This window comes from Paenibacillus sabinae T27 (genome assembly GCF_000612505.1).
GTDB classification, from domain to species: Bacteria; Bacillota; Bacilli; order Paenibacillales; family Paenibacillaceae; genus Paenibacillus_AQ; species Paenibacillus_AQ sabinae.
In genome coordinates this window covers 464,024-486,134 of the sequence record NZ_CP004078.1, presented here as the reverse complement: position 1 = coordinate 486,134, position 22,111 = coordinate 464,024, and the positions used below count along the sequence as shown (strand labels likewise).

At 48.5% G+C, this 22,111-nt stretch carries 25 protein-coding genes; 10 read left to right on the top strand and 15 right to left on the bottom strand.

The annotated features are described in order from the left end of the window. The first annotated feature begins 251 nt into the window (after nt 1-251). Complete coding sequence (locus tag PSAB_RS02280) at nt 252-1,682, top strand: radical SAM/SPASM domain-containing protein (RefSeq protein ID WP_025332972.1); 1,431 nt, start codon at nt 252-254, stop codon at nt 1,680-1,682. A gap of 79 nt (nt 1,683-1,761) precedes the next feature. On the opposite strand, the gene PSAB_RS02275 is transcribed toward PSAB_RS02280, so the two are convergent. The 6 genes from PSAB_RS02275 to PSAB_RS02250 all read right to left on the bottom strand — a co-directional run bounded on the left by PSAB_RS02275 (nt 1,762) and on the right by PSAB_RS02250 (nt 6,888). Next, a complete protein-coding gene (locus tag PSAB_RS02275; protein ID WP_025332971.1) occupies nt 1,762-2,517 on the bottom strand; it encodes a MurR/RpiR family transcriptional regulator in 756 nt (251 codons plus the stop codon). 116 nt (nt 2,518-2,633) lie between these two features. Further along, on the bottom strand, nt 2,634-4,319 hold the full coding sequence (locus PSAB_RS02270; RefSeq protein WP_038595491.1) for an alpha-glucosidase: 1,686 nt from the start codon (nt 4,317-4,319) through the stop codon (nt 2,634-2,636). Nucleotide 4,320: 1 nt separating this feature from the next. Continuing rightward, a complete protein-coding gene (locus PSAB_RS02265) occupies nt 4,321-4,743 on the bottom strand; it encodes a PTS sugar transporter subunit IIA (RefSeq protein WP_025332969.1) in 423 nt (140 codons plus the stop codon). 31 nt (nt 4,744-4,774) lie between these two features. Beyond that, nucleotides 4,775-5,593, bottom strand: a complete 819-nt coding sequence (locus tag PSAB_RS02260) for a PTS system mannose/fructose/sorbose family transporter subunit IID (RefSeq protein WP_025332968.1) — start codon at nt 5,591-5,593, stop codon at nt 4,775-4,777. After that, entirely contained in the window at nt 5,586-6,389 is an 804-nt protein-coding gene (locus tag PSAB_RS02255) for a PTS mannose/fructose/sorbose/N-acetylgalactosamine transporter subunit IIC (RefSeq protein WP_025332967.1), read from the bottom strand. Before PSAB_RS02255 ends, PSAB_RS02260 begins: the two co-directional genes overlap by 8 nt. 22 nt (nt 6,390-6,411) lie before the next feature. Then, nucleotides 6,412-6,888 (bottom strand): PTS sugar transporter subunit IIB, encoded by a 477-nt coding sequence (locus tag PSAB_RS02250; protein WP_025332966.1) that lies wholly within the window; start codon nt 6,886-6,888, stop codon nt 6,412-6,414. Nucleotides 6,889-7,277: 389 nt separating this feature from the next. On the opposite strand from PSAB_RS02250, the gene PSAB_RS02245 reads away from it, so the two are divergent. Then, complete coding sequence (locus tag PSAB_RS02245) at nt 7,278-7,739, top strand: SRPBCC family protein (protein WP_025332965.1); 462 nt, start codon at nt 7,278-7,280, stop codon at nt 7,737-7,739. Further along, entirely contained in the window at nt 7,736-8,206 is a 471-nt protein-coding gene (locus PSAB_RS24890; RefSeq protein WP_084266407.1) for a VOC family protein, read from the top strand. Before PSAB_RS02245 ends, PSAB_RS24890 begins: the two co-directional genes overlap by 4 nt. 19 nt (nt 8,207-8,225) lie before the next feature. On the opposite strand, the gene PSAB_RS02240 is transcribed toward PSAB_RS24890, so the two are convergent. Then, nucleotides 8,226-9,119 (bottom strand): TetR/AcrR family transcriptional regulator, encoded by an 894-nt coding sequence (locus PSAB_RS02240; RefSeq protein WP_025332964.1) that lies wholly within the window; start codon nt 9,117-9,119, stop codon nt 8,226-8,228. A gap of 138 nt (nt 9,120-9,257) precedes the next feature. On the opposite strand from PSAB_RS02240, the gene PSAB_RS02235 reads away from it, so the two are divergent. Beyond that, nucleotides 9,258-9,848, top strand: a complete 591-nt coding sequence (locus PSAB_RS02235; protein WP_025332963.1) for an isochorismatase family protein — start codon at nt 9,258-9,260, stop codon at nt 9,846-9,848. 142 nt (nt 9,849-9,990) lie between these two features. Here PSAB_RS02235 and PSAB_RS02230 read toward each other — a convergent pair whose 3' ends face one another. After that, on the bottom strand, nt 9,991-10,536 hold the full coding sequence (locus PSAB_RS02230) for a TetR/AcrR family transcriptional regulator C-terminal domain-containing protein (RefSeq protein ID WP_025332962.1): 546 nt from the start codon (nt 10,534-10,536) through the stop codon (nt 9,991-9,993). Nucleotides 10,537-10,721: 185 nt separating this feature from the next. On the opposite strand from PSAB_RS02230, the gene PSAB_RS02225 reads away from it, so the two are divergent. After that, nucleotides 10,722-11,666, top strand: coding sequence for an alpha/beta hydrolase (locus PSAB_RS02225; protein ID WP_025332961.1), 945 nt, complete (start codon nt 10,722-10,724; stop codon nt 11,664-11,666). A 53-nt stretch (nt 11,667-11,719) separates the two neighbouring features. Then, nucleotides 11,720-12,892: an MFS transporter gene (locus tag PSAB_RS02220; RefSeq protein WP_025332960.1), complete on the top strand. Its 1,173-nt coding sequence runs from the start codon at nt 11,720-11,722 to the stop codon at nt 12,890-12,892. 129 nt (nt 12,893-13,021) lie between these two features. On the opposite strand, the gene PSAB_RS02215 is transcribed toward PSAB_RS02220, so the two are convergent. Genes PSAB_RS02215 through PSAB_RS02195 form a run of 5 tightly spaced genes read right to left on the bottom strand, consistent with a single transcriptional unit; the run spans nt 13,022 to nt 17,306 of the window. Beyond that, nucleotides 13,022-14,299, bottom strand: a complete 1,278-nt coding sequence (locus PSAB_RS02215) for an ABC transporter permease (protein WP_025332959.1) — start codon at nt 14,297-14,299, stop codon at nt 13,022-13,024. Continuing rightward, entirely contained in the window at nt 14,292-15,194 is a 903-nt protein-coding gene (locus PSAB_RS02210; RefSeq protein ID WP_025332958.1) for an ABC transporter ATP-binding protein, read from the bottom strand. Before PSAB_RS02210 ends, PSAB_RS02215 begins: the two co-directional genes overlap by 8 nt. A 3-nt stretch (nt 15,195-15,197) precedes the next feature. Beyond that, nucleotides 15,198-16,118 (bottom strand): ATP-binding cassette domain-containing protein, encoded by a 921-nt coding sequence (locus PSAB_RS02205; RefSeq protein WP_038596394.1) that lies wholly within the window; start codon nt 16,116-16,118, stop codon nt 15,198-15,200. Between the two features lie 13 nt (nt 16,119-16,131). Then, nucleotides 16,132-16,539, bottom strand: coding sequence for a GntR family transcriptional regulator (locus PSAB_RS02200; protein ID WP_025332956.1), 408 nt, complete (start codon nt 16,537-16,539; stop codon nt 16,132-16,134). Nucleotides 16,540-16,574: 35 nt separating this feature from the next. Continuing rightward, nucleotides 16,575-17,306, bottom strand: coding sequence for a hypothetical protein (locus tag PSAB_RS02195; RefSeq protein WP_025332955.1), 732 nt, complete (start codon nt 17,304-17,306; stop codon nt 16,575-16,577). 173 nt (nt 17,307-17,479) lie between these two features. Here PSAB_RS02195 and PSAB_RS02190 point away from each other — a divergent pair, with 173 nt between their 5' ends. After that, nucleotides 17,480-17,782, top strand: coding sequence for an ArsR/SmtB family transcription factor (locus PSAB_RS02190; RefSeq protein ID WP_025332954.1), 303 nt, complete (start codon nt 17,480-17,482; stop codon nt 17,780-17,782). 150 nt (nt 17,783-17,932) lie between these two features. Continuing rightward, nucleotides 17,933-18,508 carry an NAD(P)H-dependent oxidoreductase gene (locus tag PSAB_RS02185; protein ID WP_025332953.1) on the top strand — a complete coding sequence of 192 codons (576 nt, stop codon included), beginning with the start codon at nt 17,933-17,935 and terminating at the stop codon, nt 18,506-18,508. Between the two features lie 278 nt (nt 18,509-18,786). Here the strand turns inward: PSAB_RS02185 and PSAB_RS02180 are convergent, their stop codons facing one another. Both PSAB_RS02180 and ctaG read right to left on the bottom strand, forming a co-directional pair. Next, nucleotides 18,787-19,251 carry a DUF420 domain-containing protein gene (locus tag PSAB_RS02180; RefSeq protein WP_025332952.1) on the bottom strand — a complete coding sequence of 155 codons (465 nt, stop codon included), beginning with the start codon at nt 19,249-19,251 and terminating at the stop codon, nt 18,787-18,789. 36 nt (nt 19,252-19,287) lie between these two features. Then, a complete protein-coding gene (gene ctaG, locus PSAB_RS02175; RefSeq protein ID WP_025332951.1) occupies nt 19,288-20,193 on the bottom strand; it encodes a cytochrome c oxidase assembly factor CtaG in 906 nt (301 codons plus the stop codon). 602 nt (nt 20,194-20,795) lie between these two features. Here ctaG and PSAB_RS26025 point away from each other — a divergent pair. Next, nucleotides 20,796-21,113, top strand: a complete 318-nt coding sequence (locus PSAB_RS26025) for a transposase (protein ID WP_025332950.1) — start codon at nt 20,796-20,798, stop codon at nt 21,111-21,113. Between the two features lie 11 nt (nt 21,114-21,124). Further along, the gene (locus PSAB_RS02165) at nt 21,125-21,985 is read left to right on the top strand and encodes an IS3 family transposase (RefSeq protein ID WP_264370880.1); all 861 of its coding nucleotides are present in this window, start codon (nt 21,125-21,127) and stop codon (nt 21,983-21,985) included. Nucleotides 21,986-22,111 lie beyond the last annotated feature (126 nt).

Genomic DNA, 22,111 nt, shown 5'->3' with positions numbered 1-22,111 from the left:
TGCGCTGGTTTAAGGACTTCAAATCATAGAGGATGAGGTGACATTAATGAGTGGGTTAAAGGAAATCAGGGCTCTTCTTTCCGGAACAGGTCTCTCGAAGCGTGAGCTTTTAAGAGAACTTATCCTTGAGGCTGTAACGGAGGAGGATGAGGACGTATTAAGATGCACAGTAGGATGTTCCATGCGCTGCACATCATGTTCTCCAGGATGCTCCAACGGAGGAGTAGCTAAATAATAGGGAGGTTATAGTTATGGGACTTCTTCTAAGCCCAGAGGTGAAGCTGCGGCCTGACGGGGGAAGATCAATCCTGTTTACCGCCAATCCGGGGGATAGCCGGCAGGATGTGTTTAAATTTCTATTCCCGCAGCAGGCTGTAATCCTCTCCTTGTTTGACGGGAAACGGGACCTGACTGACGTTTGTGAAGCCGTGGCCTATATCTTCGATCTGGATAGGGAAGCAGCGTCTCGGCAAGTGGATGCCCTACTGGCTGTGCGGGTAAATGAGGAACAGACCATGGAATCCTTGATCATCGAAGCTTCCGGTATCAACCCGGATCAGGCACGGATATACGATCCCAAGACTTTCATTGTTCCAGAAGAGATGATTGACATGGATGATACCCGGTGCAAGATGCCCTATACCCTGCTGGTACTCCCGACGATGCGTTGTGTGACCAATTGCAGGTATTGCTATGCGGATCGTGAGGGTTTTAGAGGAAAACAGGAATTGGATTTAAATCTGTACCGCCGCCTGTTGAAAGAGGCCCGTGCGTGCGGTATAGAAACCGTCGAGTTCTCGGGGGGCGATTTTTTTTGCCGGGAGGATGCCTTTGATTTCATTGAGAGCACTCTGTCTGCTGGTCTGTATCTCAATATCCCCACGAAGTATCCTTTATCCAGAAGTATGGCCCAGCGGCTCGCGGCAACCGGACTGTCCACCATCCAGGTTAGTATCGACGCGCTTAACCCGGAAATCATTGACCGTCTCATGGGTCTTACCGGCTATGGGGAGAAAATACTGCAAACCCTCGATTACTTGGGTGAGGCGGGGATCAAGGTCCGCACCAACACAGTGCTAACCCCGGTTAACATCAAGGATGCCGTGTCCCTGGCGCGGTATTTGATGGATAAGCCTTATGTGCTGAGGAGCAACTTTACTTGCTACGGACGTTCCTTATATCGCCATGACGACAGCCTGTTCTGTTCGCCGGAGGATATCAAGATTTTCGAGGAAGAATTCAGCAAGATAAAAGAGGAATTTCCGGACAAAGTAAATTTCAGCGGCGCCAATGATAATCCCTATGCCGGAGAGGAACCGATAAGGAAGAAAAATTTTTGGGAAAGAGCGTATTGTACGGCTAACCGGCGCGGGGTTGTTGTGCTGCCTGACGGTAAGGTAACTATCTGCGAAGAGCTGTATAATCATGAACATTTTATTATCGGCGATTTAACGAAACAGACTTTGCTTGAAGTGTGGAATTCACCAAAAGCCCTGGAACTTGCTTACCCGGATCAGGCTGCCGTTTCCAACGGGCCTTGCCAGGATTGCTCTGATTTCCAGCAGTGTCATGAAGGTCTCGGAAGATGTGTCAGGGAAGCCCTTAAAGCTTATGGATTGGATCAGCACTATGCTCCAGATCCCCGTTGTCCCCGGGCGCCTGTGGGCAGCCGTTTGGCATAAAATCTAAAAACCCTTGATTCGTCACTCATTCCGGTGAATCAAGGGTCTTCTTCTGTCCTAAATATGTTCTGCAAGATGATTACTCATCAAAGAGAATAAACTCACGATATTTTCGTGCAATGACATCCAGTATCACTTCTAACCCAATCAACGAATAAACGACTTGCCTTTGATAACTTGGCAATGGGGTTGCTTCAAAAAAGAATGCATAGTCGGCATGCTCGGTCAAAAAATTACTTCCGAATTTCGTAATGGCTGCGATTGTTACGTTTTTTATTTTTAACTCCCGGACAACATCTTTTATCATTTCTGTTTCGCCGCTAAACGAAGTAAATATAACCAAATCATCTTCCGTTATAATAGAGCTGTTAATCGCCAAGTTAGTCTCGCCTGAAATCAATATATTTTGTCGATTCGCAATCATTAAATCCTTGGAAAATTCTTTAGTGAAATTATTCTGTGAAAAACCGGTGGCGTATAAAAAGACCATGCGTGCATTTTTCAACTTCACCAGGAAAGGCTGGAAATTTGTTTGCTCCACATATCGAAAAATCCGGTCTAAATCCTGTTTTAATAGTTGAGTCAGATCACTTGGCTCTAGTGAGGATAGGGTCATGTCCGACCTGAGAGCATACTTCAATTCTGAAAATCCATGATATCCCAGCTTTTTGGCCAAGCGAAGCACCGAACTTTTCGAACTAAGCAATGCCTCGCCCAATTCGACGATATTCATGCTTATGACATCTTGGGGCCGATTGGTTATGAATCTTACCATTTCTTTTTCAGAATCGGTCAAATCGTCATAATTTATCTTTACACGCAAGTCAAAATCCATATAGCTGCTCCTCGTTATGTAGTATTACTAAGTATCATCAGTTTTAAAAATAGTATACTGCAAAAAAAGACTAGTGAGAGGAGATGCTCCACTAGTCTAATCCTTTTGTCAGTTCTTCATTCTTCAATATAATAAATTACCGCTTCATACGGGCGAAGCTCCAGATTGCCCAGCTCTTTCCGGGTATCCGGATAATTGGATAATAACAGTCTGCCGGATGAGTGCTTCAGCTCCTCAGGCAATTTATAATTGACTTTGCTCTCGGAGAAGGAGCAGATGACGACTAGTTTCTGCTGATCCAGAGTACGCGTATACCCGTAGACAGCGGAATCCGTCGGATTAATCAGCTCATAGATTCCGTCAACCACGACCGGCAGCTCTTTCCGTAGACGGATCAGTTCCTTGTAATGGTAATACACCGAGTTTGGATCGGCCATGCAATCCTCCACGTTGATCCAGTCGTTATCCGGGCTGAAATCAATCCACGGTGTTCCGCTTGTAAATCCATAATTATCCGATCCATTCCATGGCATCGGTGTGCGCGCATTATCACGTGACTTCAAGAAGATGGACTCTTTGATGTACGCTTCCGGAAGTCCTTTTTCCTCAAATTCTTCCTTCATACAATAGGTTTCAATATCCTTATACTGATCAAAAGAAGCAAAGCGGACATTGCGCATTCCCAGCTCTTCTCCCTGATAAATATAAGGCGTGCCTTTCATCATATGAAGGAGTGTTCCCAGCATTTTTGCAGATTCTACCCGATAGGTTGTGTCGTTCCCAAAGCGGGTAACCGCACGCGGCTGATCATGATTGCTCCAATAAAGGGAGTTCCACCCCCTGCCTTCCAATTTGTCCTGCCACTCCGTCATAACGTCCCGTAAATCACTCAGCTTGAAACGAATGTCCGAGAACTTTCCGTAGGGTCCGTAGTCCAGGTGCATGTGATCGAAATGGAAGACCATATTTAATTCTTTGCGATCCGGGTCTGTGTATAAAACCGCTTGGTCACTATTGGTATTGGCTGTCTCGCCCACGGTCATAATATTATATTTACTCAATACCTCTTGATTCATTTCATGGAGAAATTCGTGAACGCGCGGCCCGTTGGAGGCGCCGATATAATAAGACTTGGTATAGATCGCGTCATCCGGCGCATCCGGCCAATCCTGACGTTTACTGATTAAACTGATGACATCCATCCGGAAACCGTCAATTCCCGTCTCAAACCAGAACTTCATCATATCATAAATCGTTTCACGAACCTTGGGATTCTCCCAGTTCAAATCCGGCTGTTCTTTAGCAAACAGATGCAGATAATATTGTCCGCGGCTTTCGACATACTCCCAGGCCGGACCGCCAAAAGTCGAGCCCCAATTCGTCGGCGCGCTTCCATCCTCTTTCGGATCTTTCCAAATGTAAAAATCTGAAAATTCATTGTCGCGGGATTCACAAGACTTCTTGAACCATTCATGCTGATCGCTTGTATGATTAACCACCAGGTCCATAATAATCTTGATATCCAAGCGATGCGCTTGATCCAACAGCCGTTTAAAATCATCCATTGTCCCATATTCGGGATTAATCTTGTAGTAATCTGCAATGTCATACCCGTTATCCACCAGCGGCGATTGATAAATCGGATTCAGCCAGATCACGCTGATGCCCAAATCCGCCAAATACGGGAGCTTTTCAATGATTCCGTTTAAATCGCCTATGCCGCTCCCGGTCGTATCTTTAAAGCTTTGCGGATAAACCTGATAAACGACACTTTTCTTCCACCAATCTTTTTCGTTCGCCATATTATTCATCATCTTCATCATCTTTTGGCATATTGGCGACAAAATCATTCACATATACTAACTGCTGTCTGGCTTCATTCACGGCAAACAGAATTTGATCCGCCGTTAAATATTCATCCTCCGGCTGCACCAGTACCGCAATGATAACCGGCAGATTGATTCCCGCGATAATATGAAAATGCGGACGGCTTAAATACGCTGCAAATGCCTGGTTCACCGATCCCCCGAGCAGGTCCGTGAATACCACTACTTCATCATCTTCCCCTACATCCTCCAGTAATCCCTTGACTTCTTCCTTAACCGGTGTGTTGGTCAGGTATGCTGAGAGGGCATGAACATTACCGATACCTTTAGTGATATAATTCAAAGTGTCTTTTACGCCTTCTGCCATTCGATCGTGGCTGGCTATGATTATTTTTCGCATAGACTTCGATTCCTTCCTCTTTCTTTATCAATTAAACGCCCAGAATTCCAAGGTAAGAGCAGACTAATGCTAAACCAATAATCAAAAATATGATGCTTGTAAGGCCGATCTTCTTCGATCCGATCAACTTATAGACGATAATGGTTAATACCGCAGGCAGCAGCGCCGGCATAATCTTGTCCAGAATTTCGGTTTGAATGGGTAGCGTGACTTCTCCCGTTTGATATTTAAGCTGAACATTCATTTTGACAACGGCTGGAATTAATGCGCCAACTACCGTTAACCCCATGATGGAGGCGGCTTCAGTAAAAACATTTAATCTGTCGCCCAGGGCAGTGATTAATTTCAAGCCGGAGGTGTGGCCCACGTCGAACAATTTAATACGGAAAAAGAAAAAGACGATGTTGAGCAGCAACCAAATAATCGCACCTGTCGGATTTCCCTGTAACCCCATATATCCGGCAATTGACCCCATGATGGTCGGGTACAGTACCCAAATAAGCGTGTCTCCAACACCGGCAAGCGGTCCCATCATCCCTGTTTTAAAAGCTTGAACCGCTTCCTTCGATTGGATGCCATCCTTCTGCTCCATCGCCACCGAGGCTCCCAGGAGGAGATTGGCCATCCAGGTCGTGGTATTGAAGTAGTTGAAATGATTATTTAAAGATGCTTTATAATCCTCATCTTTTTTATAGATTTTGCGTAAAACCTTGTTCAGTCCAAACACTACCGCCGGAGCCTGCTGGTTCTCGTAATTAAAGGTGTTACAAGCCATGAACATATACCGGATGGCTGCTGACCGAATGTCTCTTTTCGTTACCTGATTTGTTGCCGGTTCTGTGTTACTCATCGAATTCGTCTCCTTCAACTGAGGTATTGCCGTTCCCCGCCGCCGCCGCCGCAGGTGTACTATTTATTTTTTGGGTGAAGAAATAATAGGCAAAGGCGAAGCCTAAAATGGCAATTCCCAGAATCGGCAAGCCCAGATACGCGGAAATCACAAAGCCAATCAAGAGCATCGTCAGGTACTTCTTCACTGGCATAAACTGAAGCAACAAGGCAATCCCGACTACCGGCAGCATGGACCCGGCTATGGATAATCCGTCTGTAAACCATTTCGGAACAACATCCAGCAGCACCTTCACGATCTTATCTCCGAAGATTACACAAAGTAAGGTGGGAATCGCTGTGGTTAAACCAAAAATAAGGGGCCCAATCCAGAAAATACGGTTCATTTTGGCGAATTTTCCTTCGTTCAGCGCTTTTTGAGCCGCATGAGACACATAGGAATTGAGGATCTTGCCCAGAACATCCAATTGAATACCAAGCATTCCGACAGGCACCCCGACCGCCAAGGCAATGGCTTTCGCATTTTCAATATCACCGGTTGTGCGGAGGGCTACATAAATCCCGACAAGTGTCGCAAGACCGTAATTGGGTACCGAGGACCCGCCTATATTGGCTACCCCCAGGGCCATTAATTGGAAAGTCCCGGCTATGACCATGGCCGTAGGGACATCGCCCATAATAACTCCGGCAATCATTCCGATAATGGATGGGAACCAGGTAGTGATAACAAAACCCTGCTGGTCCAGAACCATCCAGAAAGCTAATGCAACAATGAGTATCGCTTGTATAATCTCCATGTTTTATCCTCTTCCTGCTTGGTTATTTGATATAGGTTTCCAGTGGTTCTTCTGCATCTCCCGGCACAAAGTGAAAGGTGACCGGAATTCCTTTTTCTTTTAATGCTTTGAGATCGGCTACTTCTTTTTCATTGACAGAAACCATCTTCTTAACCGTTGTTTTGCCTTCGCCGTCAAAGATGATCCCGACATTAACTTTCGGAATTTGAACGCCGCCCGCAGCAAGCTTCAACAGCGTTTCAGGCTCCCGGACAACCAGCAAAACATTATGATCGTCATATTTTCCGGCATTGAAGTTGGTAATGGCCGTATCCGTATCAATGATCGACATCCCGGTTCCGGCAGGCTTGCTCATGCGCATCGCCGTTTTTTGGACTTCATCCTGACTTACAACATCATCCACGACCATCAGCCGTTTGGCTCTTGTATGTCCTGCCCACTGCGTTACCACAATTCCATGAATCAAGCGTTGATCGATTCGCGCCAGTACGATACCCATATCTCTAATCTCCTTTTGTAAGTGTTTTCTTTATGGCCATGAACAGAGGATATCACCTTGAGAAAACGCTAACAATACGTTTGGAGGAAGTTAGGAAAGCGCTTATTAAACCGGGAAAAGTATCAGATGTACGGGAAAATTCCCAGGGTGCTTCAAGCGGGCGGCGCAAATAGAAAACCCCTGATCCATCAGTATTTCTGACGAATCAGGGGTAAACGAAACGACCGCTCCCCGGTAGAATACCCGGAAGCGGCCGCAGTCAGATTGCCGATTTGTTCTTGACAATAGATGATATATCATCTATTCTATACACATAAATGATGTGTCATCTAATTCTATTTACATATTTTCAGAGGAAGAGCTTGGCACGAGCAAAGGAGGAGTTAACAATGGAACTTTCATTTAGCAATGAGGTAATCATTGACTGCACTGTGGCACGGGTTTATGAATTTTTAAGAAATGTGGAGAACTTTTCATCTTGGAATTATGCTGTCATGACCGTAGAGCCGACGGGAGACCGTAAAGATACCTACAGATTGACAAGAGATTTAGTCCACTCGCAAGAAATAGAAACCATTACGGTCATTGAGGCTCGGACAGACCAATTCCTCCACTTGCAAGCAGCCGGCGGCAGATTTGATTACGAATCTAAATATGAGCTCACAACATTTGAAAATAAAACCATACTTGCCAATCATGTCATCATGAAGCCTTCCGGTGCCAGCGGTATTCTGCTTAAGATGCTAAAGGGGAATATACAACGTGAAGTAAACAATAACCTGCACGTATTAAAAACTCTGATGGAAGAGAACGGAAGCACTAATATTAATGCAAAGGTGTGTTTGAAATGATAAAAGGATTATATGAGGCACATTTACCAGTAAAAAATTTGGATTTTTCGATAGAATTTTATAAAAAATTAGGGTTGAGTTTAGCCTGGCGTGATGATGACACTGCTTTCTTTTGGATAGAAGAGGGAAAAAGTTGGTTAGGTTTATGGCAAGGAGATGAATATCAAACTCCGTACCATCCTTCATTACGACATATTGCTTTTGAAGTATCGTATGAAGATTTGAAACAATCTTTAAGATGGTTAGGATCAATTCAAGTTGAAGCTGTTCCGTTCGGCAGAAGAACATCTATTGAACCTTTTATTCGTCCGAATCAAGGTAACGCTTCAGTTTATTTTAATGACCCAGATGGTAACAGTTTAGAATTAATATGTTATGTTCCAATTCCAGATGAATTAAAACGAATCACTGATAAGTTGTCTTTTGAGGAATGGGAGAAACTTATAGATAATCATAATAATCATTAGGCTGTATGGGAATGAGCGATCAATCCCGTTCAGATAGGACAATCTGCTTTAACTGGATGACCAGGCTCTTAAGCTCCTGCTCCTGTTCCAAAAAGGCGCACAGCGCCTGAATGAGCGGCCGCTTTAGCTGCGGCTGGGCAATCTCAGCGCCTAACAGATGAACAACCTCTTGTAGATCCTTCCGCCGAGCGCTCCCGTTAGGCCAGACCTCCAGTGCAGCCGTCACTCTGCCAAGCAGCTCCTCAGCAGCCTGCTCTCTTTCCCTTCGCCAGTCGTCCGAGCCCATGTGGATGAAAGCGTCGTAAGAACTTTGCCCGAGCAGTGCCTTCGAGCCTGTCCTTGTCATATGTGCGGCGAGCGCATCCAACTTATCGACGATAAACCAAGCCGTATCTTCAATCGACAGCGGCTTCACCTCATAAAGGATGCGCAGCAGATAATCCTTAAGAATAGCACGGTATATAAACAGCAAATCCCATAGAAACGGCTCAATTTGCGGACCATAAACTTCCAGCAGCCAAGCCTTGTGCCACTCCATCATGCGGGCGCGAACATGATTCCGAAGTGGACGGAAGGCAGCATCCTGCGTAATAGGGAGCTCCGTGAACTCAACCAAAATCCGATTGAATTCGATAAAATACTGATAGCGGAACACAATCTGCTTGACGAGCCCTTCCTTGGGAGTCCCCGTCTCTGTTTTCTTCAGATGCTCTGCCTGGTCAAAATACGCCGTCTGGCACTCATCGAATACTTGGCAGAACAGGTCCTCCTTCGAGGGAAAGTATTTGTACACCGAGCCCTTGGCAATGGAGCAGTCCTCGGCGATCTCTTGGATCGAAGTTGCAAGAAACCCTTTTTTCTTAAACAACTGGAAAGCTGAACGGATAATCTCCTGTTTCGTTACACTCATCATCACAAATCCTCTCTTGACACCCTTTGACCAAAGGTACAAAATAATAAACATAGAGTCAAGTGACCAATGGTTCATAATTTTATACAATGGGTCATAGCGAGGGTCAAACTCGATTTTGTTCACGGAGTGTGATGATTCATGGAAGAATTATTATTTCATTTTCCTCAGACAGCCTTAATCGTAATTGATTTGCAGAAGTGGCTTGGAAACCGCTATGCCCCCCATTCAGCTGAGCAAGTCGTCAGCTGTGCCGCCTCCATGGTAAAGGCGTTCCGAGATGCAGGTACATTCGTGGGGCTCGTGCGCGTATCCAGCAAGGACTTCAAGGATATGCCGCGTCCTTTGCTGGACCAGGCTCCTCCTGCAATGAACCTGCCACCCGGCTGGGATGAAATTGTGCCAGAGATCGGTGTCACGGACACCGACCACGTGATTACAAAGCGCCAATGGGGTGCCTTCCATGCGACGGACCTGGATCAGCAGTTGCGCCGGCGCGGCATTACAACGATCGTCCTTTGCGGCATTGCTTCAGGTATTGGTGTGGATACTACAGCGAGAGAAGCCTTCGCCCACGGGTATCAGGTGATTTTTGCGATAGACGCCATGACCGGCCTCAGTGAGGCGGAGCATGAGCATGTGCGTTCCGTGATCTTCCCGCGGATTGGCAGAATTCGCACGACGGCGGACATTCTGGCCTGTGCCGCCCTTCAGTCTTCGGCTCCTGAATAACGAAGCTATCGGAATCAGAGCCAGGCATCCTTAGGGAAAAATAATCGAAAGCTGCCCATGCCTCTCGGGTACAGGGGTAAAGCTTCTTGCCCGAGGGGCGCAAATAGAAATCCCCTGATCCATCAGTTTTTATATGATAGATCTATATAATCCTCTCTAATAGATCCCCCACTTTTTCTGCCATTTCCTTCGCTGGATAAGGCATGCCATTTTTTAGCCACCACTCCACTACACCTACGTAAGCATTTGCAACAAATTCGACAACTACATCTTCGCTTTGACCTAAATTTTTGCCCTTTGTTATATCCACGTCTTTTTTGAACTCTTCGATATTATGCTGAACAAACCGGCTGCGAAAATACGGAGCTCCTCCACTCGCCAACATCGTCGAAAAAAACAAATAATTACTTTCAAGATATTCCATGCAGTGTACGGTCGATTCAATCCAATCCATTTCTGCTTCTAACTCACAAAGATTACTCATGTTATTGATATGTTCTTCCATGATCTTGTCCAACAGATCGAATTTATCCAAGTAATGAAGATAAACCGTTGCACGGTTAATATTTGCCCGATCAGAAATATCCTGAATGGTAATGCTATCGAAATTTTTTTCTGACATCAATTCAAGAAATGCTTTTTTAATGGCCTCTTGAGTTCTGACAATTCTTCTATCCACTTTCGCCATGTTATTAACATCAACCCTTTCTCGATATAATCGACAATTTTTATTGATTTGTTGTTTAAACAATAAAACTGATAAAATCAACGATTTATACGCCTTGTTTTGTTTATTTGTATATTATAAATTATAGGCAAATGTCGAGAAAACATCAATCGTAGTTTTATTTTACATGAAAGGATGTTACTTAAATGCCAAATTATATTTTTGAGTTAAGCGATAAGGTAACAAGAAGATCAGTTTCTTATAACAACCGGTTTGGAATTAAAATTGCAGCAGATCTCTACTTGCCAAAAGACTTTGATGAGTCCAAGAAACACGCAGCCGTTATTATGGGTGCCCCCTATGGTGGTGTTAAAGAGCAGGGTTCGGGTATTTATGCTCAAAATATGGCAGAGCGTGGTTTTGTGGCTCTTGCATTTGACCCATCGTACAACGGATACAGCGGAGGAGAGCCACGGCACCTTTCTTCGCCTGATCTATTCGTAGAAGACTTCAGCGCAGCCGTTGATTATGCAGGTACGCGTCCATTTGTAGATCGAAATCAAATTGGTGTAATCGGTATGTGCGGGAGCGGTGGTTTTGCGATCAGTGCAGCACAGGTAGACAGACGCATCAAGGCTGTCGCCACGATCAGCATGTATGATATCTCCCGTGCGCAAGCGAGCGGCTTTAAGGACTCGTTCACCGAAGAAGATCGCAACAGAATACTCGATGCAATTGCTGAGCAGCGCTACGCAGACTTTGAGGGCAACCCGCCAGCGCTGACCGATCGAGGAGCGCCTATTGGATTCGACGAAAATACAAACCCTATTGGTCGCGAGTTTGGCGAGTTCTATTCTACGCCTCGCGGGTATCACCCAAACTCAATTACTCAATTTACCGTGACAAGCAGCATGTCATTTATGAATTTCCCTCTGCTTACGTACATTAAATCGATTTCGCCGAGACCCATTTTGTTCATCATTGGCGAGCACGCTCACTCACGGTACTTTAGTGAAGATGCTTACGAATTGGCGGCAGAACCCAAAGAGCTGTACATCGTTCCAAATGCAGGACACGTTGATTTGTACGACAGAACGGAGTTTATTCCATTCGAGAAATTGGAAGCATTCTTTACCGAGAATTTAAAGTAGTTCAGGTATTGGGAGGTATTTGGAGGGTTTCATTGAAGATAGGAGTTGTTGTTTTGGCTAAACAAAATAATTTACTGATTTTCATATTGACCATAGGAGTGTTCGGTATTCTAAATACCGAAATGGGCGTTATTGGGATATTACCTTCCATTGCCGACCACTATAATGTCAGCGTAACTCAAGCTGGGTTGCTGGTGAGCCTTTTTGCGCTTGGCATTGCCATATCTGGTCCAATCCTGCCGTTATTATTTTCAGGAATAAACCGCAAAAAGGTCATGTTACTTGTATTAGGAGTTTTCGTTTTGGGAAACATTGTATCCTTATTTACATCTAACTTTACCATTCTATTAATTGCTCGTATCATTCCAGCCTTTTTTCATCCCATTTATTGTTCTATGGCATTTACAGTAGCTGCTTCCTCAGTAAGTATAGAACAAGCCCCGAAGGCTGTATCTAAAGTATTTATAGGAGTATCTGCGGGTATGGTAGCCGGCGTACCGATCGCAAGCTTTATTGATAGTTCCGTTTCGTATGAAATGGCGATGGCATTCTTTGCTATTGTAAATGCTCTTGTATTCATTGCTACTTTACTATTTGTACCCTCTATGCCTGTTGAAGAAAGACTTTCTTATAGTACTCAATTTTCCGTTTTAAAAGAACCCATTCTATGGCTTTCCATTGTGACTGTCATTTTATTAAACTCAGCGGTATTTGGGATTTATAGTTATATTAGCGAATATCTAAAAACCGTAACGAATATGTCTCCGAATACCATAAGTTTAACGTTATTCATCTTCGGTGGAGCCAATATCGTTGGAAACATTGTCGCAGGAAAGTTACTTACTCATAGTGCCACCAAATCTGTAATATCTTTTCCTTTGTTATTGGTTGCTGTTTACATCATTTTATTCTTCACAGGCCAGTTTACCGTACCTATGGCAATTATAACTTTAATTTGGGGAGTCTTGGCTGGAGGAATAATGGCAAATATCAATCAATATTTGATTGCGACTTCTGCTCCAGAAGCCCCTGATTTTGCCAATGGATTATTTATATCATCCTGTAACGTAGGAACGACATTGGGTGCAGCTGTAGGCGGTTTATTTATATCAGAAATGGGTGTGCCCTATGTCGTATTGGTGGGAATCCTATCATTGATACTGAGTTTGGTAACCATTTTACTAAGAAACTATATGTATAGTCCTGCAAAACAACTTTCTGTATAAGTAATAGATGTACTATAGAAAAATATATGAAACCCTTGATACATCAGTGTTGTGACGTATCAAGGGTAATTAATTGTCTCAAGCATATGTTGAAAAAAATCTCAATTATGAAGTAAATCAGTCATCCGCTTAAATCTTATAAGCCTTCATTGCCTTGCGAAGCTCCTTGATGCTCGGGCGCTTGCCGTACATCAGCACGCCGGTGCGGTAAATCTTCGCGGCCAGCCAGCCCAGGACGAAGATGGTAACGAGCAGAAGCAGCAGCGACAGGATAATTTCCCATGCGGCCACATCGCCGACGCCGATCCGAAGCAGCATGCTGAGGGGCGACGTGAACGGGATAAAGCTGGTGACTTTGACCAGCAGGGTGTTCGGGGTCGAGATGCTGAACAGGGGAACGTAGAAGTTCACAAAGCCGATCATCATGACCGGCATCGCAGCCTGCCCGAGGTCCTCGGTGCGGCTGACGATGGAGCCGACAGCGGCGTACATCAGGGCGAACATGAAATAGCCGAGAATATAGAGAACGATACCGTACACCAGCAGGCTGACGCTGAGCTGTCCAAGGTCGAGATTGAAATCCTGCAGAACGCCCGAATTATGCGGCAGCATCAGGTTGGCGGCGATGGCGGCGGCGATAATAGCGATTTGCAGCAGACCGACCAGGAATATGCCGATGACCTTACCGAACATTTGCGCGAGCGGCGCGGCGCTGGTAATCAGAATCTCCATGATGCGCGAGCTTTTCTCCGAGGTGACCTCCGCTGCGATCATATTGCCGGTCATCATAATCGACATAAAGAACAGAATCAGCAGGACGTAAACAATGACATAGTTGATCAACGGATGCGATTTATCCTGAGCCGCTTCCCCGTCCGCGCTGATCTTCTCGGTGCCGAGCGGCACCGGCGCGTTCATGGCTGCGATCTGCTGCGGCGTCAGCCGGTCGCCCGCGATCAGCTGCGCGTTAACCTGCTGAAGCGCAGACTGCAGGAAGCTCTTGACCTTGGCACTGTCGTCGACTGCATGGAAGACGACCGAACCCAGCCCCGCTCCGCTCTGCTCCGTGTAGGTGAGATATCCGTCCACTTTGTCGTCTGATAGCGCCTGCTTCAAGCCGGCGTCATCGGCGGCGGGATACGGGGTGACCGTAGCATCCACGCCCGGCTGCTTGGCGTAAGCCTGAAGCAGCTGCGAGGCGGCGCTGCCGTTCTCCGCAATGACTGCAATGTGGACGCCCGAGCTTTGAGCGCCGTTTCCATCCTCGCCTTTGAACACTTTGATCAAATAAGGGATATTCATTCCGATGCTCAGCAGGATTACCATAATCAGCGTGGTAATCAGAAAGGACTTGTTTCTCACTTTGTTCTTGAACGTGAATCCGATAATCGTGCCCATTTTATTCATGAGACTCACCCACCGCTCTGATAAAGATTTGGTTTAACGTCGGTTCCTTAATTTCAAAATGCTCCACTTCGCCTTGCTCCAGCGCCGCTTTCAGAATACGCTGGGCGGCGCCGATTTCGGTGATGCGGACGATATAACCCCGCTCCTCGCGCTCTACGGCGGTCACGCCCGGTATGGCGTCAAGGCCTGTCACCTCGCCCGGCGTCCGGAGCAGCACCTCTTCGCGCGGATAGCCCTGCTTAATCTCGCGAAGGTCGCCCTGCACGACCGTATTGGAGCGGTCCAGAATCGTGATATGGCGGCACAGCTCCTCGACATGCTCCATCCGGTGCGTGGAGAACAAGATGCTTGTTCCCTGGTCGCGGAGCTCTCTGACCGTATCTTTGAGCAGTTCGACGTTGACCGGATCGAGGCCGCTGAAGGCCTCGTCCAGAATAAGGATCTGCGGCTTATGTACAACGGCGGCGATGAAGCCCATCTTTTGCTGATTGCCTTTGGACAGCTCCTCGATTTTCTTGTTGTAGTAGTCCGGCACGTCAAAGCGGTCCAGCCAGTACCGCAGGCTCTTGTCGGCTTCACTTGCGGACATGCCGCGAAGACGCGCCAGGTAGTTAATCTGCTCGCTGACCTTCACCTTCGGATACAGCCCCCGCTCTTCGGGCAGATAGCCCATGATGGCCTGAAGTTCGCTGTTGAACGGCTTGCCGTTATACCGGATGCTCCCTTCGTCGGGGTAAATCAGGCCAAGAACCATACGCATCGTCGTCGTCTTGCCCGCGCCGTTGGCCCCGAGCAGACCGTAAATCTCTCCCCGCTCTACCCCAAGGCTGATTCCGTTCACCGCCGTTTTGTCGCCATACTGCTTGACTACCTTTTCCAGCTTCAATGCTTCCATTCGTCAATCCCCTCTCTTTGAATCGGCAAGCTCGGGACGGTGTCCCATGGTCCACAAACTCAAAATCTCTTCCAAATCCAGGATGCGGTTCTTGATCATCTTTACGCCCAAATCCGATAAGCGTTTCTCCAAATCCTGCATCCGCGAGGTAATCACCGTTGCCATGCCCGGGGTCTGCATCTTCAGCTCCAGCGCCTCTGGAAGCTCGGCCGCAAGCTCAGCGAGTTCCGCTTCATCCGCCGCGCTGACCCAAACTTCGCTCCATGCGCCGAGCAGCGCGTCTTTTTCGGCCATGCCAAGCAGCTCCCCCTTATGCAGCAGGACGATGTAGTCGGCCAGCCGGCGCACCTCCTCTACGATATGCGTGGAAATGATAATCGTGGCCTGCCGCTCATCCATATAGCGCTGGAACGTCTCGATCATGATCCGCCAGGCAAAAGGGTCCAGCCCCGATGAAGGCTCATCGAGCAGGAGCAGCTTCGGACCGGCGGCAAGCACGGCGGCGATTTCGAATTTACGGCGCTCGCCTTTGGACATTTTGCCGAGACGTATTCCCCGCGGCACATCGAATTGATCCAGCAGCGCCTGGAAATACGCCTCATCCCAGTCCGGGTACCAATAGCTGCGGAACGAGGCGGCCTCGTCCGGAGTCCAGTGGTCCTCGTCGCGAGCCGGAACTTCAGCCACATAGGCGATTGTCCGGCGGACTTCCAGCGGCAGGCCTCCCTCGAAGCTTCCGCCGAACCAGTGAATCGTCCCTTCGTCCGGATGCGCAAGCTTCATCAGCATGTGCAGCAGCGTGCTTTTGCCGGAGCCGTTCTGCCCCACCAGCGCGATTATATGCCCCTCCGGCAGCGCCAGATCGAGCGGACCTATCGTCTTGGTCTTTCGTTTTTTGCTGACATTTCGCAGTTCAATCGCCATTAGCGCCACAGGCTTACTCCCCCTTTACGTCCTCTTCCCCGTATTTAAGCTTCACAATTTCACGAAAAAGCGCACTCAGTTCCGCCGCCCCGAACTGCACCGCGCGCCCGGCATCCACCGCCGCCTCCAGCGCCTTTCGGACCGTCTCCCGCCTGTACTCCTCCCTAGCTCCATCTCCGACATGGGACACAAAGGTCCCCGTCCCTTGCTTCGTCCGCAGCAGCCCTTCGCCTTCCAGATCCTGATACACCCGGCGAACCGTAATCACGCTGCATTTCAAATCGCCGGCGAATTCCCGGATGGAAGGAAGCAGCGTACCTTCCGCAATATTCCCGCTAATAATCAGCGACCGGAGCTGCGTCTCGATCTGGTGGTACAGCGGCTCCGCGCTTTTTTCATCAATTTGTATAGGAATCCACACCGCTTACACCGCCTTCCGCCTGCAAACCGCCCGTATCATGCGAGATCGCGGCTCTTCAATCTGTGAATCGTCCATTTGGAGAACAGCTGCACGGACACCGTGCCTGCAAGCAGCGTGCCCCACATCAGGGGTGACAGCAGCCCCCATTCCTTCGAGCAGGAAATGCTGTAGAGCAGCAGGTTGCCGCCGGAAAACTTCACCAGCATGGCTGCCCCGAACGCGAGCAGCAGCATCAGCATAATAAACCAGAAATACGTTCTACCGCTGCATGAGAATTCGATAAAAATGTACAGCCCGGTCAGCAAAAGCCCGAAACCGGTCCAGGTTAATGCAAAAACGAGGTAACCGAGCAGCGAAAGATCATCCCTGAGATGATTGCAAATCGCGTACACGAGTCCGAAAAACAATACTCCGTTAAGGCCGAATGAGGCAAGGGACTGCAGCTTTCTTTTGCACAAGATGACGTTCGGGGGAATCGGCAGACTTGAGAGGTAAGCCAGCATTTTCGTGTATGTATCTCCGCTCCAGTATTTCGCCGCATGCTGCCGGCAGTACGTGAATCCGAGCATGGGAGGCAGCGCAAGCAGCAGATAATCGGCGATCGCCATTCTTTCATGATTGCCGATGGAGTCATTTATGACCATGCCCGTCAGCCCGCCAAGATAACCCATAAAGACGATGGAGAACAGCAGTTTAAGCAGAATCCCCATCTTGTCCCCGCGGTAATCTCCCCGGATCATAAACCAGGAATCTTTCAATGTTTGCATGAAGGTTAACCTCGCTTTAATCAAGTGATTATGTGTGATTACTGTATATATCTATATACACAGTATATGCCCTTATTTTTCCATTGTCAATAAGTGGATTGAAAGTTCTTCCTGGAGCAGCTACAGCCGTTGACATATCGCAAAACGTCGATATAATGGTTTACATGAAGCCAATTAACCCCATTGAAGTATTCAAGGCACTGTCTAATGAAGCGCGTCTTCAAATCTTGGATTGGTTGAAAGATCCCAAAGCTCATTTTGGACCCCAGGGAGGCGTAGATCTTATCGAGGTTGGGGTATGCGTCAGCCAGATTACATCGAAACTGAATATGACCCAATCGACAACATCTCAATATTTATCCGTTCTGCAGCGGGCGGGACTCGTACATGCGACTCGGCGGGGCAAATGGACATATTATAGAAGAGATGAAGAGGCAATCCAAGAAATTGCTTTCTACATTCAGCACGACCTTTAAATCATAAGGACTGGATTCAACCCGTTGAATTCAGTTTTTATATACAAAATAGATCGATAATTCGAGATTTGTAACTGAATCTTTTTATTTTTATCCAAGCCATCGACATTTCCCGAATTATCAACACCCAAAAAAAAGGAGCTGTTCCCTATGTCCAACCCTTCCACCCCGTCCGGCAGCGTCGCAACGCTCGTGATCGTTGCGCATCCGGATTTGGAGTCATCCCGGATTAACAAAAGGCTCGCGGCCGAACTTGAACGAAGAGGCAACGTTACCATTCACAGGCTGTACGAGACTTATCCGGATGAAAAGATCGACGTCGCCCGCGAGCAGGCTCTGCTCACGTCTCATGACCGTATCGTGTTTCAATTCCCGTTGTTCTGGTACAGCTCGCCTTCCTTGCTGAAGAAATGGATGGATGATGTATTGGAGCTCGGCTTCGCGCACGGCAGAGGCGGCGATAAGCTGAATGGCAAGGAACTCCTCATTGCCACCTCTTCGGGCGGCGCGGAGAATATGTACCAAGCCGGAGGCTTTCATAATTATTCTTACAGCGAGCTGCTGCGGCCGTTCCAGCAGACCGCCAATCTGGCCGGAATGATCTACCTTTCGCCCTTTGTTGTGGGCGGAATTCGCGAAGTGACCGACGAACAGCTCGAGAAGTATGCGGCGGATTACGCCGACTATGTGGAGGGACAGCCAGCCCTCTCCCGCACGCGGGGTTAACCGAAAGCTGCATATCCCGGAGATAACGCGCCGGCCTCATTTTGTCGGCAGTAGACAGGAGGAGCCGGAAAGGGCCGGGAGGGCGTTCACGGCCCTGTAGGATAGGCGCCGCGATAGCTGTACGAGTACCTATCCGCGATAGCGACATGGGCGGCTGATCTTTATTTCCGCCCGGCTTCCGATATTATATCGGCTGCGGGATGCTCAAAAAAATCGCCGCTTTATCCCTTCTAGAGGATAGAGCGGCGATTTTTTGTTAACTATTCATTGACGGACGCTTACGCGCCCATAATCACTTGCCACACCGGCTTCGTATGCCCGCCCGGATACATCAAGTACAGAAGCACATACACAGCCACGCCCGTTATGGCCGTGATGAACCAGATCACCGAGGTGATTCTGCCCCATCTGCGGTGCTTGGCGTACTTTTCTTTAAAGCCGAGCGTCAGCGTGGTGATGCCGAATACGGCGGCTACGGTTGCGAGCACAATGTGAAAAATGAGAAACACATGGTACAGCCCCGACAGGCTCTCCGGTCCGCCCCATGACGTGTTGCCCACAAATACCGTTCTCGACGCATACACCAGAAAGAACAGCACCGCAAACACCGCAGCGGCAATCATCGTCTTCTTGTGCGCCTCGCGCTTGCCTTTAATGATGAGCCCCCAGCCGATAGCCACAAGCACCGCGCTGATGACAATGAAAGATGTGCTGATCGTTGGAAACACTGTGAATATATCCATGTCCGTCCTCCTAGACCTCACCGGCAGATGCACAGGTCAGTTCGCGGCTTTCACCCCGGAAGAGTCCGGAAGCTCGTCGTCGTCCTGCCTGTTCTCTTTTTTATACCAGTGATAGAACACAGAAGCAAGCATGGAGGCAAAAATAACTTCCTGAATAAACTTCATCCCGATGCCGCCAACCTGCTGGTCCACTCTCGGGGACAACACTTCAAAGAACGCCGGTCCGCCAAAAGACCGCAGCAGCGCCGCGCCGCCGCCCGAAACGCAGTAGCCCATCGCTCTGGCCCAGGCATCCGGGTCGCTGTACGTCGCATAAAGCGGCTTGTCGGCAAAAATAATCAGCCCGCACGCGGGCGTCAGCAGCACCATATTAAGGAAGATGAATCCCGTCTTGGCCAGCCCGTTCCAGCGGTCCCCTTCCGGCAGCGGACGGATCAGCGTCCACCACATCAGCGCCGAAGCGACAAACAAAGCGGCGTAATACAGCCGGTGAACGGCAAAATGCAGCATGACATAGTCATGGACCGCGGGGATATGATACAGGGAGAACAGGCCGTTGAACAGCAGCGCCGCCGTGACCGGATGGGCCAGAAAGGCCAGCCGCCCGAAGGGATTGACTTTAAGAGCGGCCCGCCACAGCTCCGCCGGAATGCCAAGCATGATGAGCGGGACAGCGACATAATAGGACAGCGCCATGCTGAGCATGTGAAAAGAGAACATGAGATGGCCCAGCAGACTGACCGGCCCGCCCTGGGCTAAATAGAGCGCCACCATCCCGGTGACGAAGAAGATCCGCTGCCTTGGAGCCGCCGGAGCCGCCATCCCGAACCGTGAGGACATAGGGCCGATCAGCACAAAATAACCGGAGACCGCCACAAGCATCCCCGCCAGAAACAGCGGACTCCATACATCGACCCAGGTGAATGCATTCAGTCCGAGCATCGTTCAAGCCTCCCCGCGTTTGGAAGTACGTCCATGAATCGCCAGTCCCGGCGCTGGCAGATCCCGAAGACATTGCATGGCTTAGCGGGCGCTCGACGTATGCGGAGCAGGCCGCTACTTCTGCCGCCGCGTTCCGAATCCGTAGCACACTCGCTCCATCCGGTAACTGCAAACCCGCTAACTCTGCCGGTCTCTCCCGTATACACAGCATACCAACCTACCTGACCGCCGCTCGCCGTATGCACAGCATACCAGCTCCATCCATAACTGCAAACCAGCTAACTCTGCCACGACTCTCCCGTATACACAGCATACCAACCTACCTGACCGCCGCTCGCCGTATGCACAGCATACCAGCCCACCTCTGCCGCGGCTGCGGACCTCATTACTGAAGCTGCTTTCGAATATCAGGGAAAACCTCCTGCTTATTTCGCCTTTTCGAACGATTTCCGCTATTAAACTGGAATTCCTCCCTCTCATTCAAGCGAAAACGGCCAAAACTTCGGTTTTCGGTGAATTATACCGGAGGTTTAGAGCTAGTATAAAAAGTGGACACCTCGTTAAGAGAAAAAGATAATAGAGTTATCTAAGGAGGTGTTCACATGAGTGAACCACGGAAACAGTATAACGAAGAGTTCAAGAAACAAACGGTAAAGTACCTGCAGGAGCAAACGAAGTCGGTAGAGGACATCGCTCTGGAGCTGAATATTCCTGTGAAGACCCTGTATGCCTGGAAGGCGAAATACCGCGAGTTTAAGAACGAGCCTATCGCCAGCCTGGATCGAGTCCGCGAACTGGAGCAGCTGCTGAAAGAAAAAGAACGTGAACTTCACGAAAGCCAGCAACGTGCTGCCGATGCGGAGGAGGAACTGGCCATCGTAAAAAAAGCAGTGCACATCTTCAGCAAACCAAAGAACTGAGATTTCAGTTTGTGGAAGATCATCGCTCCGAGTTCCCTTTGGAGAAGATGTGCAAAGCACTAGGTGTCTCCCGGAGCGGCTACTACACCTGGCGCAGCCGAAAACCCAGCGAGCGAGTGCGGCGCAAGGTGCGGCTGTTAAAGCGGATCACGTATCATTTCAACGATTCACAGCAGCGTTATGGTGCGCCCAAGATTGCACATCTTTTGCGCCAGGAAGGCGAAACCGTCACCGAACGTACCGTCGGCCTATACATGCAAGAACTCGGATTCCGTGCCTGTGTCAGCCGTACCTTCAAGGTTCAAACCACCGACTCCAATCATGATTTGCCGATCGCTCCAAACCTCCTGAACCAGCAGTTTCACGTGGAGAAACCCAATAAAGTATGGGTAGCCGACATTACGTATATTCCATGCCGGGAAGGCCGCCTGTATCTAGCCAGTGTGCTGGACTTATGCACCCGTGAGATCGTAGGCTGGCGTCTGAGCGACCGGATGAACACCGATCTCGTCCTGGGCGCCCTAAAGGATGCCCACCTTGCCAAGAGACCTAAAAAAGGACTGATCCACCATTCGGATCGAGGAAGCCAGTACGCGTCCGAAGATTACCGAAAACAGCTCAAGACTTACCGTATGATCACCAGCATGAGCCGCAAAGGAAACTGCTACGATAATGCTTGCATGGAATCTTTCCATAGCATCCTGAAAAAGGAGCTCATTTACTGCAAGCGATTTAGAACGAAACAGCAGGCCTACGATGAGATCTACCGATACATTGAGTTTTTTTATAACCGCAAACGAATCCATGGTGCACTAGGGTACCTGTCACCGATTCGCTTTGCTGCTCGGTTCAATAAGAGAAAAGCAAGCTAAAGGGTGTCCACTTTCTTGACAGAGGTCCAGTTTTCCGCCATAATCCACCATTCCGGCCCATTCCCCTCAATTAAGACGGAGAATTTCCCGTTCAGCCGAACCGGAAGACCGTTATCGTGTTATCAC

What these genes read in the sequence shown, in the direction of transcription:
- PSAB_RS02265 (WP_025332969.1), bottom strand. Translation starts at nt 4,743, where the DNA reads ATGCGAAAAATAATCATAGCCAGCCACGATCGAATGGCAGAAGGCGTA.
- PSAB_RS24890 (WP_084266407.1), top strand. Translation starts at nt 7,736, where the DNA reads ATGATAAAAGGATTATATGAGGCACATTTACCAGTAAAAAATTTGGAT.
- PSAB_RS02260 (WP_025332968.1), bottom strand. Translation starts at nt 5,593, where the DNA reads ATGAGTAACACAGAACCGGCAACAAATCAGGTAACGAAAAGAGACATT.
- PSAB_RS02215 (WP_025332959.1), bottom strand. Translation starts at nt 14,299, where the DNA reads ATGAATAAAATGGGCACGATTATCGGATTCACGTTCAAGAACAAAGTG.
- PSAB_RS02270 (WP_038595491.1), bottom strand. Translation starts at nt 4,319, where the DNA reads ATGGCGAACGAAAAAGATTGGTGGAAGAAAAGTGTCGTTTATCAGGTT.
- PSAB_RS02240 (WP_025332964.1), bottom strand. Translation starts at nt 9,119, where the DNA reads ATGATGAGTGTAACGAAACAGGAGATTATCCGTTCAGCTTTCCAGTTG.
- PSAB_RS02205 (WP_038596394.1), bottom strand. Translation starts at nt 16,118, where the DNA reads ATGGCGATTGAACTGCGAAATGTCAGCAAAAAACGAAAGACCAAGACG.
- PSAB_RS02195 (WP_025332955.1), bottom strand. Translation starts at nt 17,306, where the DNA reads ATGCAAACATTGAAAGATTCCTGGTTTATGATCCGGGGAGATTACCGC.
- PSAB_RS02225 (WP_025332961.1), top strand. Translation starts at nt 10,722, where the DNA reads ATGCCAAATTATATTTTTGAGTTAAGCGATAAGGTAACAAGAAGATCA.
- PSAB_RS02185 (WP_025332953.1), top strand. Translation starts at nt 17,933, where the DNA reads ATGTCCAACCCTTCCACCCCGTCCGGCAGCGTCGCAACGCTCGTGATC.
- PSAB_RS26025 (WP_025332950.1), top strand. Translation starts at nt 20,796, where the DNA reads ATGAGTGAACCACGGAAACAGTATAACGAAGAGTTCAAGAAACAAACG.
- PSAB_RS02230 (WP_025332962.1), bottom strand. Translation starts at nt 10,536, where the DNA reads ATGGCGAAAGTGGATAGAAGAATTGTCAGAACTCAAGAGGCCATTAAA.
- PSAB_RS02255 (WP_025332967.1), bottom strand. Translation starts at nt 6,389, where the DNA reads ATGGAGATTATACAAGCGATACTCATTGTTGCATTAGCTTTCTGGATG.
- PSAB_RS02280 (WP_025332972.1), top strand. Translation starts at nt 252, where the DNA reads ATGGGACTTCTTCTAAGCCCAGAGGTGAAGCTGCGGCCTGACGGGGGA.
- PSAB_RS02250 (WP_025332966.1), bottom strand. Translation starts at nt 6,888, where the DNA reads ATGGGTATCGTACTGGCGCGAATCGATCAACGCTTGATTCATGGAATT.
- PSAB_RS02245 (WP_025332965.1), top strand. Translation starts at nt 7,278, where the DNA reads ATGGAACTTTCATTTAGCAATGAGGTAATCATTGACTGCACTGTGGCA.
- ctaG (WP_025332951.1), bottom strand. Translation starts at nt 20,193, where the DNA reads ATGCTCGGACTGAATGCATTCACCTGGGTCGATGTATGGAGTCCGCTG.
- PSAB_RS02235 (WP_025332963.1), top strand. Translation starts at nt 9,258, where the DNA reads ATGGAAGAATTATTATTTCATTTTCCTCAGACAGCCTTAATCGTAATT.
- PSAB_RS02210 (WP_025332958.1), bottom strand. Translation starts at nt 15,194, where the DNA reads ATGGAAGCATTGAAGCTGGAAAAGGTAGTCAAGCAGTATGGCGACAAA.
- PSAB_RS02180 (WP_025332952.1), bottom strand. Translation starts at nt 19,251, where the DNA reads ATGGATATATTCACAGTGTTTCCAACGATCAGCACATCTTTCATTGTC.
- PSAB_RS02275 (WP_025332971.1), bottom strand. Translation starts at nt 2,517, where the DNA reads ATGGATTTTGACTTGCGTGTAAAGATAAATTATGACGATTTGACCGAT.